At 73.8% G+C, this 15,976-nt stretch carries 10 protein-coding genes; 6 read left to right on the top strand and 4 right to left on the bottom strand.

From position 1 onward, the window contains the following. Positions 1-73 precede the first annotated feature (73 nt). Positions 74-1,225, bottom strand: a complete 1,152-nt coding sequence (locus ACOJTC_RS03420) for a DNA recombination protein RmuC (protein ID WP_204927503.1) — start codon at positions 1,223-1,225, stop codon at positions 74-76. A 53-nt stretch (positions 1,226-1,278) separates the two neighbouring features. Here ACOJTC_RS03420 and ACOJTC_RS03415 point away from each other — a divergent pair, with 53 nt between their 5' ends. After that, complete coding sequence (locus ACOJTC_RS03415; RefSeq protein WP_420115698.1) at positions 1,279-2,073, top strand: hypothetical protein; 795 nt, start codon at positions 1,279-1,281, stop codon at positions 2,071-2,073. 90 nt (positions 2,074-2,163) lie between these two features. Here the strand turns inward: ACOJTC_RS03415 and ppc are convergent, their stop codons facing one another. Both ppc and ACOJTC_RS03405 read right to left on the bottom strand, forming a co-directional pair. Beyond that, positions 2,164-4,950: a phosphoenolpyruvate carboxylase gene (gene ppc, locus ACOJTC_RS03410; protein ID WP_420115697.1), complete on the bottom strand. Its 2,787-nt coding sequence runs from the start codon at positions 4,948-4,950 to the stop codon at positions 2,164-2,166. Between the two features lie 108 nt (positions 4,951-5,058). Further along, entirely contained in the window at positions 5,059-6,078 is a 1,020-nt protein-coding gene (locus tag ACOJTC_RS03405; protein ID WP_420115696.1) for a hypothetical protein, read from the bottom strand. 82 nt (positions 6,079-6,160) lie between these two features. Here ACOJTC_RS03405 and ACOJTC_RS03400 point away from each other — a divergent pair, with 82 nt between their 5' ends. Continuing rightward, positions 6,161-7,201 (top strand): S66 family peptidase, encoded by a 1,041-nt coding sequence (locus ACOJTC_RS03400; RefSeq protein WP_420115695.1) that lies wholly within the window; start codon positions 6,161-6,163, stop codon positions 7,199-7,201. Between the two features lie 300 nt (positions 7,202-7,501). Here the strand turns inward: ACOJTC_RS03400 and ACOJTC_RS03395 are convergent, their stop codons facing one another. Next, the gene (locus ACOJTC_RS03395; protein ID WP_204927508.1) at positions 7,502-8,398 is read right to left on the bottom strand and encodes a helix-turn-helix domain-containing protein; all 897 of its coding nucleotides are present in this window, start codon (positions 8,396-8,398) and stop codon (positions 7,502-7,504) included. A 151-nt stretch (positions 8,399-8,549) separates the two neighbouring features. Here ACOJTC_RS03395 and mfd point away from each other — a divergent pair, with 151 nt between their 5' ends. From mfd to ACOJTC_RS03375, 4 genes are all read left to right on the top strand, one after another. Then, positions 8,550-12,203, top strand: a complete 3,654-nt coding sequence (mfd, locus tag ACOJTC_RS03390) for a transcription-repair coupling factor (RefSeq protein WP_420115694.1) — start codon at positions 8,550-8,552, stop codon at positions 12,201-12,203. Between the two features lie 95 nt (positions 12,204-12,298). Next, positions 12,299-13,084: a hypothetical protein gene (locus ACOJTC_RS03385; RefSeq protein ID WP_420115693.1), complete on the top strand. Its 786-nt coding sequence runs from the start codon at positions 12,299-12,301 to the stop codon at positions 13,082-13,084. 2 nt (positions 13,085-13,086) lie between these two features. Further along, entirely contained in the window at positions 13,087-14,070 is a 984-nt protein-coding gene (locus tag ACOJTC_RS03380; protein ID WP_420115692.1) for a nucleoside triphosphate pyrophosphohydrolase, read from the top strand. A 135-nt stretch (positions 14,071-14,205) separates the two neighbouring features. Continuing rightward, positions 14,206-15,825, top strand: a complete 1,620-nt coding sequence (locus ACOJTC_RS03375) for a DUF885 domain-containing protein (protein ID WP_420115691.1) — start codon at positions 14,206-14,208, stop codon at positions 15,823-15,825. Positions 15,826-15,976: the final 151 nt, after the last annotated feature.

Here is a 15,976-nt window from a genome sequence, read left to right as displayed (position 1 = left end):
AGCCGACATCGCGCCCTCAGCCGCCGGGCGCCCGGCGGCGGGGCCGGGGCGGGGCGCGTCCGCCCAGGGTGGGTCAGGGGCGGTCGTCGGTGGGGAGGAGTTCGGGCGCCTGGGGCTGGCGGGGGGCCAGCTCGACCTGGGCCGGGACGGTCAGCTCCTGGTCGGAGACGCCCAGCTCGGCCAGTTTGCGCGCACTGACCAGGACCCGGGCCTCCAACGAGCCGACCGCCCGGTTGTACGCCGTCACCGCGCCACCGAGTGAGCTGCCGAGCTTGCCGACGTGATCGCCCAGGGTGGACAGTCGGCCGTACAACTCCCGGGCGAGCGAGTGCACCGCCACCGCGTTGCGGGCCAACGCCTCCTGCCGCCACGAGTACGCCACGGTACGCAGCAGCGCGACCAGGGTGGCCGGCGTGGCGAGCACCACGTTGCGGGCGAACGCGTGCTCCAGCAGCGTCGGGTCTCGCTGCAACGCCACGTCCAGGAACGGGTCGGCCGGCACGAACAGCACCACGAACTCCGGGCTGTCGTCGAACGCGGCCCAGTAGGTCTTCGCGGCCAGCGCGTCGACGTGCCCGCGCAGATGCTTCGCGTGCCGGTCGAGGTGGGTGTCCCGGTTGCGCTCGTCGCGTGCCTCCATCGCCGTCAGGTAGGCGTCGAAGGGCGCCTTGGCGTCCACCACCACCGTCCGCCCGCCGTGCAGCCGGACCACCAGGTCGGGGCGGACCCCCTGGTGGTCGGTGGCGGCGGTGACCTGCTCGCTGAAGTCGCAGTGCTCCAGCATGCCGGCCGCCTCGACGATCCGGCGGAGCTGGTGCTCGCCCCAGCGTCCGCGCACCTGCGGGGCGCGCAGGGCGGCGACGAGCTGCTTGGTCTCGGTGCGCAGCTCACCGGAGACGGCCCCCATCGAGCGGACCTGTTCGCGCAGCTCGGCGTAGGCGTCGACGCGGTCGCGTTCCAGCTCGCCGACGCGTTGCTCGTAGCGGCGCAGGGTGTCGTGCAGCGGGGCCACCGCACGGGCCACCGCCTCCTGGGACTGGGCGGTCGCCTCGTAGCTCAGCGCCCGCATCGACTGCTCCAGCCGGCCCTCGCCCTCCCGGGTGGCGGCGAGGGTGGCCTCCAGCCGGGCGATCTCGGTGGCCGACCGGGCGCGGGCGGCGTACCAACCGACCGCCCCGCCGGCGGCGAGGCACACCACCACCACGGCCAGCGTCGAGAAGTCCATCACCAGAGCTTGCCAAACGGGTACGACTCGACGCCCCCGGGTACGTTCGGAGAATGGAATTTCTGCTCGTGCTCATCCTGGTCGCCATGCTGGCCGGTGGTTTCGTCTGGTGGCGGCGGGAGAAGGCGGCCCGGGAGGCGCGCAGCCTCGCCGACGTCCGCGCCGACGCCCAACGGTGGTACGAACGCCTCGGCGGTCAGGTGATGAACCTGCACGGCGACGACCCGGCGGTACGCCAGGCGCTGGTCGACGCGGGTGAGCGGTACAACGCGGCGGGCAGCCAGCTGGAGCAGGCCCGCACGGTGCACCAGTTCCGGCTGGCCCGGGAGACCGCGTTGGAGGGGCTCGCCTACGCGCGGGCGGCGCGGGTGGCGCTCGGCCTGGACCCGGGCCCGGAGTTGCCCCCGCTGGCCGCCGCGCAGGGGGCCGGGGAGATCACCCGGGAACGTCAGGTGGACGTGCAGGGGCAGACGTTCAGGGCCGGCCCGCAGCCCGGCCGGGACACCCCGTACTACTACCCGGGCGGGCGTTACCAGGGCCGGCCGGTGCCGGCCGGCTGGTACTCGACGCCGTGGTGGAAGACCGCGCTGGGGGCGGGCGTCGGTGTGGTCGGCGGGATGCTGATCGCCGACGCGCTCTTCTCGCCGGCCTTCGCCGACCCGGGGTACGACGCCGGCTACCAGGAGGGCTTCGGCGACGGCGCGGACTTCGGCGGCGACTTCGGCACGGCCGGGGATCCCGGCGGTGACTTCGGCACCGGCGGTGACTTCGGCGGGGGCGACTTCGGCGGCGGTGGGTTCGGGGGCGGCGACTTCGGTGGTGGGGACTTCGGGGGCGGCGACTTCTGATCCGGTGCCGCCTGCCGGCGGTCCGCCCGCGCCAGTGCGGGCCCGGCTGGACCCCTGCCACCGCGCGGGGCGGCGGCAGGGGCGGGGTCGTCAGCCGGTGTTGCGCATCCCGGCGGCGATGCCGTTGACCGTGGTGAGCAGGGCGCGTGCCAGGGCCGTACCGTCGCTGGGGGCGCGTCGGCCGCCCGGCGCGGTGATGCCCGCCCGGCCGGCGGCACCGGAGTCCCGGTACTGCCGTAGCAGCGCCACCTGGAGGTGGTGCAGCGGCTCCAGGTAGGTGTCGCGTACCGCCAGGGTGCGCTGGAGCACCGGCGAGTTCTCCAGCAGGGCCGGCGACGAGGTGACCGCCAGCACCTCCTGCTTGGTCAGCTCGTACTCCTGCTGGATCTTGTCGAAGATCGGGTGCAGCTCCTCGGGGACCAGCGTCTCGACGTACCGGCGGGCGATGCTGAGGTCGGTCTTGGTCAGCATCATCTCCACGTTCGACAGGAACGTGCGGAAGAAGTGCCAGTTGCGGTGCATCTCGGCCAGCACGTCCTCCAGGCCGGCGGCGCGGGCGGCGGCGAGGCCGGAGCCGACCCCGAACCAGCCGGGCACGATCTGCCGGGTCTGCGTCCAGCCGAACACCCACGGGATGGCCCGCAGGCCGCCGAGCCCGGCCCCGGTGTTCGGCCGCTTCGCCGGTCGGGAGCCGATGTTCAACGCGCCGAGCAGCTCAGTCGGCGTCGACGCCCAGAAGTACGCCGGCAGGTCCGGGTCCTCCACCAGGTCCCGGTACGACCGGAAGGCCGACTCGGAGACCACGTCCATCGCCGCGTCCCAGCGTTCCAACTGCTCGGCGGGCTGCCGGGGGGCGGTGTGCAGCAGCGTCGCCTGGAGCACCGCGGCCACGGTCAGCTCCAGGTTCTCCCGGGCCAGCGCCGGCAGGGTGTACTTGTCGGAGATGACCTCACCCTGCTCGGTCACCTTGATCGCGCCGTCCAGGGTGCCGTACGGCTGGGCCAGGATCGCCTCGTGGGTGGGGCCGCCGCCGCGCCCGACGGTGCCGCCCCGGCCGTGGAACAACCGCAGGTGCACGCCGTGCTGGGCGGCCACGTCCCGCAGCGCCCGCTGGGCCCGGTGGATCGACCACTGGCTGGTGGTGATGCCGGCCTCCTTGTTGGAGTCGGAGTAGCCCAGCATCACCTCCTGCACGTCGCCCCGGGCCGCGACCAGCGCCCGGTAGGCCGGCAGGGAGAGCAGTTCGTTGAGCATCTCGCCGCCGGCGTTCAGCTCGGCCGGGGTCTCCAGCAGCGGGACGAAGCCGATCCGGGCCCGCCCGGTGTGCACGTCGACCAGGCCGGCCTCCCGGGCCAGCACCACCGCCGCGAGCACGTCGTCCACGCCGAGGGTCATCGAGATGATGTACGACTCGATGACCTCGCCGCCGAACCGGTCCTGCGCCTCGCGGATGGTCCCGAACACGTCGAACGTCTTGCGCGCCGCCTCGGTCAACGGGGTGTCCAGGGCGGACAGCGGCCGACGGCCGGTCAGCTCGTCGGCGAGCAGCTTGGTGCGCTCCAGCCGGGTCAGCGACGGGTAGTCCGACACCTCGCCGACCGCCGCGTAGAGCTGGGTGAGCACCTCGTGGTGCTTCTCGGCGTGCTCCCGGACGTCCATGGTGGCCAGGTGCAGGCCGAACGCGGAGACGGTACGGATGGTCGAGGCGAGCCGGCCGACGGCGGTGAGCTGCCCGGAGTTGCGGGCCAGCGAGGCGCGCAGCAGCTCCAGGTCGGCGATCAGTTCGCCGGAGCCCTGGTAGTCCCGGCCCGGCACGTGCGGGGTGCCGGCGCGCAGCCGCTCCCGGGTGTTGGCCAGCTTCGCCTTCACGCAGCGGGCCTTGAGCCGGTAGGGCTCCTCGGCGTTGACCCGGCGGAACCGGGGGGCCACCTCGGGCAGCGCGTCCAGGTCGGCGGCGAGGCTGGCCGACAGGTCCAGCGACACGGCGCGCAGCCGGCGGGAGACGGAGACCTCGTTGACCAGGTGCTCCATCGCCGCCTCGGTGGCGGTGATGCCGTGCTCGTGCTGGATGCGCAGCACCTCCCGGGTGACCACGGGGGTGACGACCGGGTTGCCGTCCCGGTCGCCGCCGATCCAGGTGCCGAAGGTCAGCGGGCGCGACGTCGGCGAGGTCTCCACGCCGAGGGTGCGCAGCGTGTCGGCCAGGTCGTCGAGCACCTGCGGGGCGGCCTCGGCGTACAGGTCGCGCAGGTAGTAGATGGCGTTGCGGGCCTCGTCGGTCGGGTCGGGCCGGTCGAGGCGCAGCTCGTCGGTCTGCCACATCAGGTCGAGCAGTTCGGCGAGGCGGCGGTTGGCCGGGGCCTCGTCGCTGGCACCGTAGAGGATGGCGTTGGCGGTCTCGGCGTCCAGCTCGTCGGCGATGGCGCGCAGCTTGGACAGGATCGACCGGCGGGCCGCCTCGGTGGGGTGGGCGGTGAAGACGGGGCGTACCGCGAGGCGGCGGGCGGCGGCGGCGATCTCCTCGGCCGGCACCCCGCGCTCGGCGATCATCTTGGCCGCCTGGTCCAGCCAGCCACCCTGGATTGCCCGGCGGCGGCGCAGGTCGCGGGCCCGGTGCACCTGCTCGGTGATGTTGGCCAGGTGGAAGTAGGTGGAGAAGGCGCGGGCCAGCTTGGTGCCGGTGGTCACGTCCAGCCCGCCGAGGCGCTGCGCGGCGGCCGGTGCGTCGGAGCGGACCTGGGCGCGGATCTCCTCGACCAGGTCGAGCAGCGGTCGACCCTCCTGCCGGGCCAGGGTCTGGCCGAGCAGGGTGCCGAGTCGACGGATGTCGGCCCGCAGTGCGGCGTCGGGCCCGTCGTGATCATGCTGGTCGGTCACCGTGCGCTCCTTACGTGAGTACGAAGGACAGCGCTGTCCGACTCCCTGGATGGTATCTGCGTGGCCCGGTCCGGGAGGAAGGGGTTCGGTGTGTCACCTTCCCCACGATCACCGCGCGTCGCCCCCGACTCCTGCCCGACCGGTCCGGCGTCCCCGGAACCGGGCGGCGGTGAGCAGGCCGGCCAGCCCGAGGACGGTCCAGACCAGCAGCCCGGCCAGCGGCCAGCGGGCCGACCGCCAGTCGAAGTAGACGGCCGATTTGAGTAGGTCGGTGGCGAGGCCGGGGACGTTCCACCGGTGCATGCCGCGCAGCGCGGCGGGCAGGAACTCGGGCGCGTAGATGCCGCCCGAGCCGGGGTTGCCGAGCACCACCAGCAGCAGGATCACCAGCCCGGTGCCGAGCAGACCCAGCCAGCCCTGCACGGCGGCGGCGACCATCGCGGCGGTGAAGACGGTGAGCATGCCGACCGCGGCCACCGTGACCAGGTCGTGGTCCCAGACGTCGAGGACCGGGCCGACCAGCACCGCGCCGATGGTCCCGAGCAGCACCGCGTGCACGGCCAGCGAGCCGATCCGTAGCCCGGCCCGGCGCAGCCCGCGCGGGGCGGTGCCGAGCGAGACGCCGAGCGCGGTCGAGGCCAGGTAGCCGCCGAGCACCAACCCGACGGCCAGGTAGAACGGCACCAGGCCGCGCGGGTCGTCGGGGGAGACGGGCACCTGGTCGGTGACGGTGAGCGGCAGTCCGGCCTGCTGGGCGGCCGGGGTGAGGGTCCCGGTGACCAGTTCGGTGGCGGCCGGGGCGGAGGCGCTGGCGGTGGCCAGGGTGAGCGTGCCGTCGGGGGCGGAGGTGAGCACGGCGTACACCTGACGGGCGGTGAGGGCGTCGTCGGCCGCGCCGGGGTCGGCGTACCCGACGGGCTCGATCGTGTCGGTGCGTTCCCGCACGGCGGTCAGCAGCGCCTCGGCGCGTTGGTCGCCGGTCACCACGCCGACCGGCACGTCCCGGGGGTGCGGTTGGTGCAGCGCGCCGACGTAGGCCGCGATGAACGCGGTGGCCAGCACCAGCGTGCCGACCAGCAGCGCCGCCGTGCGGGGCAGCCAGTGCCGGGTGCGCGGCTCCTCGTCCACCGGCCCAGCCTATGGCCGCAATGCCCGACCTGCGATGCTTTGTCAGGTGAAAGTCGCTGGTGGTGGGCGGTAGGTTCCGCTCGTGACCCTTCCCGAATACCCCGCCAAGCCGAAGCCGGGCGACCGGGTCGCGGTGGTCTCCCCCTCCGCCGGCCTGGCGGGTCTCTTCCCCCACGTCTACGAGCTGGGCCTGCGCCGGCTGCGCGAGGAGTTCGGCCTGGAGCCGGTGGAGTACCCCACCACCCGGCAGACCCGGGCCGACCCCCGCGACCGGGCGCGCGACCTGACCGCCGCCTTCGCCGACCCGACGGTCACCGCGGTGCTCGCCACCGTCGGCGGCGACGACCTGATCACGGTCACCCCGCACCTGGACGACGCGGTGCTGCGGGCCAACCCGAAGCCCTACTTCGGCTACTCGGACAACACCAACGTCCTCAACCACCTCTACCGGCTGGGGATGGTGGCCTACCACGGCGGCTCGGTGCTGGTGCACCTCGGCCGACCCGGCGCCCCGCACCCGCTGACCCTCGACTCGCTGCGCGCCGCCCTGTTCACCTCCGACTGGTACGAGCTGACCCCCGCGCCGCAGTGGGGTGACGAACCGGGCGACTGGCGGGACCCGGCCACGCTCGCGGTCGAACCGCCGATGCTGCCCGGCGAGGGCTGGCGCTGGCGGGGCCCGTCGACGGTCGTCGAGGGCCGCACCTGGGGCGGGTGTCTGGAGATCCTGCATTGGCTGATGGCCGCCGACCGGGTCCCGTCGGCCGCCGACCTGGCCGGCTCGGTGCTGGTCGTCGAGACCTCCAACGAACTGCCCGACGCGCAGGAGGTGTTCCGGATCATCCGGAACATGGGCGAGCGGGGACTGCTCGCCGCCTTCCCGGCGGTCGTCGTCGGCCGGCCCAAGGCGTGGGACTTCGAACGACCGCTGCCGGTGGCGCAACGGCTCGCGTGGGGCGCCGCCCAGCGGGGTGCCGTCGTCCGGGCGCTGACCGCGTACCGCCCGGACGCGGTGGTGGTCTTCGACGTCGACCTGGGCCACACCGACCCGCAGTTGATCATCCCGTACGGCGGGGAGATCCGGGTCGACGCGGTCGAACGACGCATCGCCGTGCGCTACTGAACGGAACGCGGCCGGGCGTGGAGGTGCCGCACCGGGGCACGGCACCTCCACCGGGTGCCGGACGGCATCCCCGGTCAGCCCGACTGGGGGGTACGCGGGCCTCCCCGAACAGGTCCGCATCTCCCTCGGCCGGCGCGACGCCGACCGACCGGGCTGGCTGTTCCATCCTCGGTCGGCACGGGGGTCGAAATCTTGAAGATTCGTGCGCGGTTCGGCCGGCCGACGGCCCCGCCGCGACAGGCACCCCCGACCCGCGTCCAGCGTCCAGCGCCCCGCGACTCGGGGGCCGGGCAGCGGCGGTCAGTCGGCGGGTGCGAGCAGCCGACGCAGGCGGGCGGGCGGGTGGCCGACCCGCTCCCGGACGACCCGGCTCAGGTGCGCCTGGTCGGCGAAGCCGTACTCGGCGGCGATCGTGACCAGCCGGGGCGGATCGGAGCGGCCCAACAGGTCCAGCACCGCCCGGACCCGCAGCTCGTTGCGGTAGGCGGTGAGGCTGCGCCCGGTGACCCGCTGGAACACCCGGCTCAGGTGGTGCGGTGAGCAGCCGACCAGCCGGGCGACCTCGGTGAGCCCCAGGGTGAAACCCGAGGCGGCGAGCACCTGGCGGGCCTGGTCGGCGAGGCGTCGATGGGCGGCCAGGGTGGCCGGTCGCCGCCCCACCGCACGGTCCAGGTCCGCACCGGGGGCGCCCCGGCCCAGGGGGCTGCCGCTGAGCAGGGTGGCCAGGAACTGGTGGGTGTGCTCGGTCAGCTCGAAGCCGTCCAGACCGCGCCGGCTGCGGGCCACCAGCATCCGGTGCTCCAGATCCAGCGCGGCGTCGAGCTGACCGTCCCAGCTGCGCCGGGTGAACCAGTCGCGGGCGTCCGGGCGTTCCTCGAGCACCTCGGGGCGGATCTCCAGGCACGAGTAGACGTCGCCGCAGCCGAGCGGATGAGCCACGCTCATCTCGTCGCCGGGTCGGGTGAGCAGCACCGACGTCGCATCGGCGAACGCGATCTCACCGTTGACCCTGCGCAGGTAGCCGCCGGAGCGCCCCAGGTAGACCCGGTAGCCGAGGTTGGGTACCGGGCCGACCCAGCCTGGCTCGTCGATCAGGCAGCGCACCTCGTAGAAGGTCATTCCGTCGGGCAGGCCCAGACCCCGCCATCGTCCCTGGGCGGTCTGTTGGCGTGGGTCCGCGCCCCACTGCTGTGGCATTGGTCCTCCCCCGTTGCGGCACCGCCGCTGCGGGCTCGATTGTCTCCCTCGCGAGATAGGCTGGCGGCCATGCACCCCCCGGCCCGGCCGGGCGTGGGGGCATCTTCGTGCGCCCCGGGCCGACCGGCGGCTGTCCTGGAAGTGATCACTGATGCTCCCCGGACTCTTCTCCGCCGCCCTGGCCGACCCGGGGCTGGCCCGGGCGCGTGACCTGGCGCGCTCCGGTGCCGCCCAGGTCGACGGGCTGGACCGGACCGCCCCGACCGCGCTGCGCCCGTGCGCCGTGGCCGCCGTCGCCGCCGACCCGGCCGCCGGTGGGGCCGGCCGGCCGGTGCTCGCGGTGACCGCCACCAGCCGGGAGGCCGACGACCTGGCCGCCGCGCTGGACAGCCTGCTCCCGGCCGGGCAGGTCGCGGTCTTCCCGTCCTGGGAGACGCTGCCGCACGAACGGCTCTCGCCCCGTTCCGACACCGTCGGCCGGCGACTGGCCGTGCTGCGCCGCCTCGCCCACCCGGACGCCCCGGGCCCGCACACCGTCCGGGCCGACGCCGACGCCGGCCCGCTGCGGGTGGTGGTGGCACCGGTGCGCTCGCTGCTGCAACCGCAGCTCAAGGGCCTCGGTGACCTGGAGCCGGTGCAGCTTTCCGCCGGTGAGGAGGCCGACCTGGAGGAGGTCGCCCGCCGGCTCACCGACCTGGCGTACGCCCGGGTCGACCTGGTCACCAAGCGCGGCGAGTTCGCCGTACGCGGCGGCATCCTGGACGTCTTCCCGCCCACCGACGAGCACCCGTCCCGGGTCGAGTTCTGGGGCGACGAGGTGGAGGAGATCCGCACCTTCGCCGTCGCCGACCAGCGCACCATCGAGGGCGTACCGCAGCTGTGGGCTCCGCCGTGCCGGGAGCTGCTGCTGACCCCGGCGGTGCGTCGGCGGGCCGCCGCGCTCGCCGGGGAGCACCCGGAGCTGGTCGAGATCCTCGACAAGCTGGCCGAGGGCATCCCGGTCGAGGGGATGGAGTCGCTGGTGCCGGCGCTGCTCGGCAGCGAGAGCCTGGAGCTGCTGGTGGACACCATGCCGGCCGGCACCCACGTGCTGCTCTGCGACCCGGAGCGGATCCGCACCCGGGCGCACGACCTGGTGCGTACCTCGGAGGAGTTCCTGCAGGCGAGCTGGGCCGCGGCCGCCGTCGGCGGCCAGGCCCCGGTCGACCTCGGCGCCGCCGCCTTCAAGTCCCTGGCCGAGGTACGCGCCGCCGCCCGCGCCCTGCGCCAGCCCTGGTGGACCCTCGCCCCGTTCGGACTGGTCGAGGCGGACGCCACCGCACCGGCCCGGCAGCCCTGGGAGGACGCGCCGGCCGGGACGGACGTGACCCCCGACGACGCGATCGCGGTGAACCTGGCCGCCCAGCCGGCCCCGCTCTACCACGGTGAGACCGACCGGGTGGTCGACGACCTCAAGCGCTGGACCGGTGAGGGCTGGTCGGTCGCGCTGGTCTTCGAGGGGCACGGTCCCGCCCAGCGGGCCGTCGAGGTGCTCCGCGACGCCGGGCTGGGCGCCCGGCTCACCGAGCAGGTGCCGGCCGCGCCCGCCCCCGGCGAGGTGCTGGTCTCCTGCGGTCGCCTGACCGCCGGCTTCGTCGACGAGGCGTCGAAGTTCGTGCTGCTCACCGGCAACGACGTCACCGGCGGCCGGGGCACCACCACCCGGGACATGCGCAAGATGCCGAGCCGGCGACGCAACACCATCGACCCGCTGGAGCTGAAGGCCGGCGACTTCGTCGTGCACGAGCAGCACGGCATCGGCCGGTACGTCGAGCTGGTGCAGCGCACCGTCAACGGCGCGTCCCGCGAATACCTGGTCATCGAGTACGCGGCCAGCAAGCGCGGCCAGCCCGGCGACCGGCTGTTCGTCCCCACCGACCAGCTCGACCAGCTCTCCCGCTACGTCGGCGGCGAGCAGCCCACCCTGCACAAGATGGGCGGCTCGGACTGGCAGAAGTCCAAGGCCCGCGCCCGCAAGGCGGTCCGGGAGATCGCCGCCCAGCTCATCCAGCTCTACGCCGCCCGCAAGGCGTCCAAGGGGCACGCATTCGCCCCGGACTCCCCGTGGCAACGGGAGCTGGAGGACGCCTTCCCGTGGCAGGAGACGCCCGACCAGATGGCCGCCATCGAGGAGGTCAAACGGGACATGGAGCAGACCGTCCCGATGGACCGGCTGATCTGCGGCGACGTCGGGTACGGCAAGACCGAGATCGCCGTCCGGGCGGCGTTCAAGGCCGTGCAGGACGGCAAGCAGGTGGCGGTGCTGGTGCCGACGACGCTGCTGGTGCAGCAGCACTACAACACGTTCGCCGAGCGGATGAACCAGTTCCCGGTGACCATCCGGCAGCTCTCCCGCTTCCAGACCGCCAAGGAGAGTGAGCGGACGCTGGAGATGGTCGCCGACGGCACCGTCGACATCGTCATCGGCACCCACCGGCTGCTCCAGACGGCCACCCGGTTCAAGTCCCTCGGCATGGTGATCATCGACGAGGAGCAGCGGTTCGGCGTCGAGCACAAGGAACACCTCAAGACGCTGCGTGCCTCGGTCGACGTGCTGAGCATGTCGGCCACCCCGATCCCGAGGACGCTGGAGATGGCGATCACCGGCATCCGGGAGATGTCGACCATCGCCACCCCGCCCGAGGAGCGGCACCCGGTGCTGACCTTCGTCGGGGCGTACGACGACCGGCAGGTGGCCGCGTCGATCCACCGGGAGCTGCTCCGCGACGGGCAGGTGTTCTACCTGCACAACCGGGTGGAGTCGATCGACCGCACGGCGCGCAAGCTGCGCGAGCTGGTGCCCGAGGCGCGGGTGGCGGTGGCCCACGGGCAGATGGGCGAGGAGGCCCTGGAGAAGGTGATGGTCGGCTTCTGGGAGAAGGAGTTCGACGTCCTGGTCTGCACCACCATCGTCGAGTCCGGCATCGACATCCCGAACGCCAACACCCTGATCGTGGAGCGGGCCGACCTGCTCGGCCTGGCCCAGCTGCACCAGATCCGGGGCCGGGTGGGCCGGGGTCGGGAGCGGGCGTACGCGTACTTCCTCTATCCGCCGGAGAAGCCGCTCACCGAGCACGCGCACGAGCGGCTGGCCACCATCGCGCAGCACACCGAGCTGGGCGCGGGCATGTACGTGGCGATGAAGGACCTGGAGATCCGGGGCGCCGGGAACCTGCTCGGCGGCGAACAGTCCGGGCACATCGAGGGCGTCGGGTTCGACCTGTACGTCCGGATGGGCGGCGAGGCGGTGTCGGCGTTCAAGGGCGAGAGCACCGAGGAGGAGACCGACGTCAAGATCGACCTCCCGATCGACGCGCACCTGCCGCACGACTACGTCGCCGTGGAACGGCTGCGGCTGGAGATGTACCGCAAGCTCGCCGAGGCGCGCGACGACGCGCGGCTGCGCGAGGTGGTGGCCGAGATGACCGACCGGTACGGCGAGCCGCCCGCCCCGGTGCAGAACCTGGTCGCGGTGGCCCGGTTCCGGCTGCTGGCCCGCCGGTACGGCCTGACCGACGTCAGCATGCAGGGCAAGCACCTGCGGTTCGGCCCGCTGCCGCTGCCCGACTCGAAGCAGTTGCGGCTCAAGCGCTACCACCCGGACTCGGTCTACAAGTCTGCCACCGACCAGGTCAGCGTGCCCCGGCCGAGCACCCGCCGGGTCGGCGGCGAGCCGCTGCGCGACCAGGCGTTGTTGGAGTGGTGCGCCCAACTCCTCTCCGACGTCCTCGGCGAACCGGCCGGGTTGGCGGGGGCGCGGGGATGAGGGGGCCGTCGCCCGTCCGGCGCGGGGCGTCGGGCGGGCCGGGCGCACGGTGGGCGGCGTCACCGTACACAGGCAGGCATGAGAGAGTGACCGTCATGCGTGCACGCCGTCTCATCGCCGCCGCCAGCGTCGCGGCCCTGGGTGTCCTCTCCCTCACCGCCTGCGGCAAGGCATCTCCGGATGTGGCCGCATACATCGGCGACAGTCGCTACTCGGTGGCCCGGGTGGACGCGATCTACACCGACGCGCAGACGAGGTACGCCGAGGCGGTGCGGCAGAGCGCGGCCCAGTCCGGCCAGACCCCCGGCCCGGAGCAGTTGCGGGCCGGGCTGACCCGGCAGGACGTGGTGAACCTGCTGGTCAGCATCGACCTGGGCAAGCGGGTCGCGGCCGAGAAGAACCTCCAGGTCCCCGACCAGATCACCCCGGACCAGTTGGCCCAGCAGCTCCAGATGCCGCCGCAGGCGGAGTTCGCGAAGCTGTGGGGCGAGTGGGCCGACCTGTTCGTCGTGCTCAGCCAGCAGTTGCCGCCGGCCGACCTGAGCGACGAGTCGGTGATGGCGGTCTACCACGCGATCGAGAAGACCGGCGGCATCGACAAGGGGCTGTCGGTGGCGCAGGTGCGGCAGCTCTTCGGCGACGGCGGTTTCGTGCGCACCTCCTCGGCGTTGAGCGCCGCGCTGGGCGAGCAGGCCGACAAGGTCGACGTCGAGGTCAACCCCCGGTACCGGCCGCTCGGCGTCCCCGCCTGGGTCAACAAGGGCCAGGAGCTGGTCTTCTACGCGCTGCCGTACATCGACGCGAGCGGCCCGGTGACCGACGTGTCGACGCCCGAGCCGGTCGCCAGCCCGACCCCGGAGCAGGGGCCGGCGGCCTCCTGAGCATGTCCGCCCGGATCGTCCTGCTGGTCACCTCGCCCCGGTTGCCGGCCGGTCTGCTGACCGCCGCCGCCTGGGACACGCTGCGCTCCGCACCGGTGCTGACCGGCGCGGAGAGCGCCCAGGTCACGGCGGTACGTGCGGCCGGCGTCGAGGTCACCGTCGTCTCCGGTGGGGCCGGCGACGCGCTGCTGGACGCGGCGGCGGCGCACGGTACGGCGGTCTGGCTGGCCGGTCCGACCGGTGACGAGACTCTGGCCCGGGAGGTGGGCCTGCGGCTGGCCCGCCAGCCGGGGCTGGCCGAGCTGGAGCTGATGTACGGCTCGTGGGACCCGCCGGGGGCCCGGCTGCTCGACGCGGTCGAGGTGATGGACCGGCTCGCCTCGCCGGGCGGCGACCCGTGGAAGCGGGCCCAGACCCACCGCAGCCTCGCCGGCTTCCTGATCGAGGAGTGCTACGAGGCGTACGACGCGATCAGCGACGGCGACACCGACGCGCTGCGTGAGGAACTGGGGGACGTGCTGCTCCAGGTGCTGCTGCACGCCCGCCTCGCGGAGAACCTGCCCGAGGACGAGCGGTGGAGCGTCGACGACGTGGCCGGCACCCTGGTCGACAAGATGGTCCGCCGCAACCCGCACGTCTTCTCCGGTGCGCAGGCGGGTTCGCTCGCCGAGATCGAGGCGAACTGGGAGCGGATCAAGCAGGCCGAGAAGGCCCGTGCGTCGGTGCTCGACGGCATCGCGCTGAGCCAGCCCGCCCTGGCCCTGGCGGCCAAGGTGCTGGACCGCGCCGGTCGGGCCGGCCTGACGGTGCCGCTGCCGTCCCCCGACGCCCAGCCCGACCCGGAGTCCCGCCTCGGCGCCACCCTGCTGGCCCTGGTCGCCGAGGCCCGCAACACCGGCCTGGACCCCGAGGCCGCCCTGCGCCGCGCCACCCTCACCCACACCGCCACCCTCCGCACCACCGAACCCCGCACCTCGTCGAGTTGATCAAGAGGTTTGCGTCAGCCCCGTGCGCTCCGGTGACGCGAACCTCTTGATCACGAGGCCGGGGCGGGGTGCGGTGACGCGAACCTCGTGATCGGCGGGGCGGGTGGGGCGGTGGGGAGTGGGTAGGGTCGGGGGATGGGTGCATTCGTGCCGCTGGCCGAGCGGATCGTCGAGGCCGTGCTGGAGAGCCGGCCCGGGTTCGCCACGTCGGCCGGGGACCACCGCTACGACGACCGGCTGCCCGATCTGTCCGCCCCGGCGGTCGCCGCCGACCAGGCGATGCTGCGGGAGGCCGCCGACGCGCTCGCCGAGGTCGACGCGGACTCCCTCGACGTCGAGGAGCAGGTCGACCACGCGCTGCTCGCCGCCCTGGTGGACCGGGAACTGTTCGAGCGCAGCGAGATCCGGGCCTTCGAGTGGGACCCGCTGGTGCACAACCCCGGCCCGCTGCTGCACGCCCTGCTCGCCCGGCCGTACGCGCCGGTGGAGCAGCGACTGGCGCACCTGGTGGGGCGGCTGACCGCCGTACCCGACGCGATGGCGACCGCGCGGGCGACGCTGCGGGACATGCCCCGGGTGCACGCCGAGACGGCGGTCGGGCAGTTCGCCGGCAGCGCCGCGCTGATCCGCGACGAGGTGCCGCTGCTACTCGCCCAGGCCCCCGCGCTGGCCGGCACGGTGGAGCCGGCGGCGACGGCGGCGATCGCCGCGCTCGACGAGTTCGTCGGCTGGCTGCGCGCCGGGCTGGCCGCCGACACCGGGCCGGGCCGCGACCCCCGGCTGGGCCGCCGCCGCTGGGAGGCCCGGCTCTGGCACACCCTCGACACCGAGCTGGGCGCGGCCGAGGTGCAGCGCCGCGCCTGGGCCAACCTGGACCGGGTCACCGCCGAGATCCGCGCCGCCGCCGTCGAGCTGGTCGGCGGCCCGGCCGACGACGCGACGGTACGACGGGCGCTGGACCTGCTCGCCGCCGAGCACCCCGACGACCACTCCATCGTGGACCTCGCCTCGGTCACCCTCGACGAGGCCGTCGACTTCGTCCGGGCGCACGACCTGGTCGGCCTGGTCGACGATCCGTGTGTGATCCAGGAGATGCCGGAGTTCGCCCGGGGTGTCGCGGTGGCCTACTGCGATTCGCCGGGCCCGCTGGAGCCGGCCGACCTGCCCACCTTCTACTGCATCGCGCCCACCCCGGCGGACTGGCCCGCCCACCGGGTCGACTCGTTCTACCGCGAGTACAACGACCACATGATCCGGAACCTGACCGTGCACGAGGCGATGCCGGGGCACTTCCTCCAGCTCGCCCACGCCCGCCGGTACGCCGGCCCCACCCGGGTCCGGGCGCTGACCGAGTCGGGGGTGTTCATCGAGGGCTGGGCGGTCTACACCGAGGAGCTGATGGCCGGGCTCGGCTTCGGCGGCCTGCCGGTCCGCCTCCAGCAGCTCAAGATGCAGCTCCGGATGACCATCAACGCCCTGCTCGACCAGCTGGTCCACTGTGACCAGATGACCGAGGCGGACGCGTTGGCGCTGATGACCGAACGCGGCTTCCAGGAGGAGGGCGAGGCGGCCGGCAAGTGGCGGCGGGCACTGCTCACCTCGACCCAGCTCTCCACGTACTTCGTCGGCTACAGCGAGATGGCCGACATCGCGGCCGCCCGCCCGGCCGGGGTGCCGCTGCGCCGGTGGCACGACGCGATGCTCGCCCACGACTGCCCGCCCCCACGCCACCTCCGCACTTTGCTGGGCGCGTAAGGAAGGGCCCCCTGTTAACGCATTCTGTCGTACAGGGGTCCCCTCCTAACCCGCCTGCGCACGCCGGCGTCGGCGACGGTCAGCGCCGCCGCGTCGGTCGCCGCGAGCCGCCCCTCGTCCCGCGCCGATCCGGTCGCGCGCACCGCCACCG

The sequence above is a fragment of the Micromonospora sp. genome, assembly GCF_048594385.1.
GTDB lineage: Bacteria > Actinomycetota > Actinomycetes > Mycobacteriales > Micromonosporaceae > Micromonospora > Micromonospora wenchangensis.
The sequence above is the reverse complement of the archived record's forward strand: the minus strand, read 5'-3'. Positions and strand labels throughout refer to the sequence as shown.

What these genes read in the sequence shown, in the direction of transcription:
- ACOJTC_RS03420 (WP_204927503.1), bottom strand. Translation starts at nt 1,225, where the DNA reads ATGGACTTCTCGACGCTGGCCGTGGTGGTGGTGTGCCTCGCCGCCGGC.
- ACOJTC_RS03415 (WP_420115698.1), top strand. Translation starts at nt 1,279, where the DNA reads ATGGAATTTCTGCTCGTGCTCATCCTGGTCGCCATGCTGGCCGGTGGT.
- ACOJTC_RS03395 (WP_204927508.1), bottom strand. Translation starts at nt 8,398, where the DNA reads ATGCCACAGCAGTGGGGCGCGGACCCACGCCAACAGACCGCCCAGGGA.
- mfd (WP_420115694.1), top strand. Translation starts at nt 8,550, where the DNA reads ATGCTCCCCGGACTCTTCTCCGCCGCCCTGGCCGACCCGGGGCTGGCC.
- ACOJTC_RS03385 (WP_420115693.1), top strand. Translation starts at nt 12,299, where the DNA reads ATGCGTGCACGCCGTCTCATCGCCGCCGCCAGCGTCGCGGCCCTGGGT.
- ACOJTC_RS03380 (WP_420115692.1), top strand. Translation starts at nt 13,087, where the DNA reads ATGTCCGCCCGGATCGTCCTGCTGGTCACCTCGCCCCGGTTGCCGGCC.
- ACOJTC_RS03375 (WP_420115691.1), top strand. Translation starts at nt 14,206, where the DNA reads ATGGGTGCATTCGTGCCGCTGGCCGAGCGGATCGTCGAGGCCGTGCTG.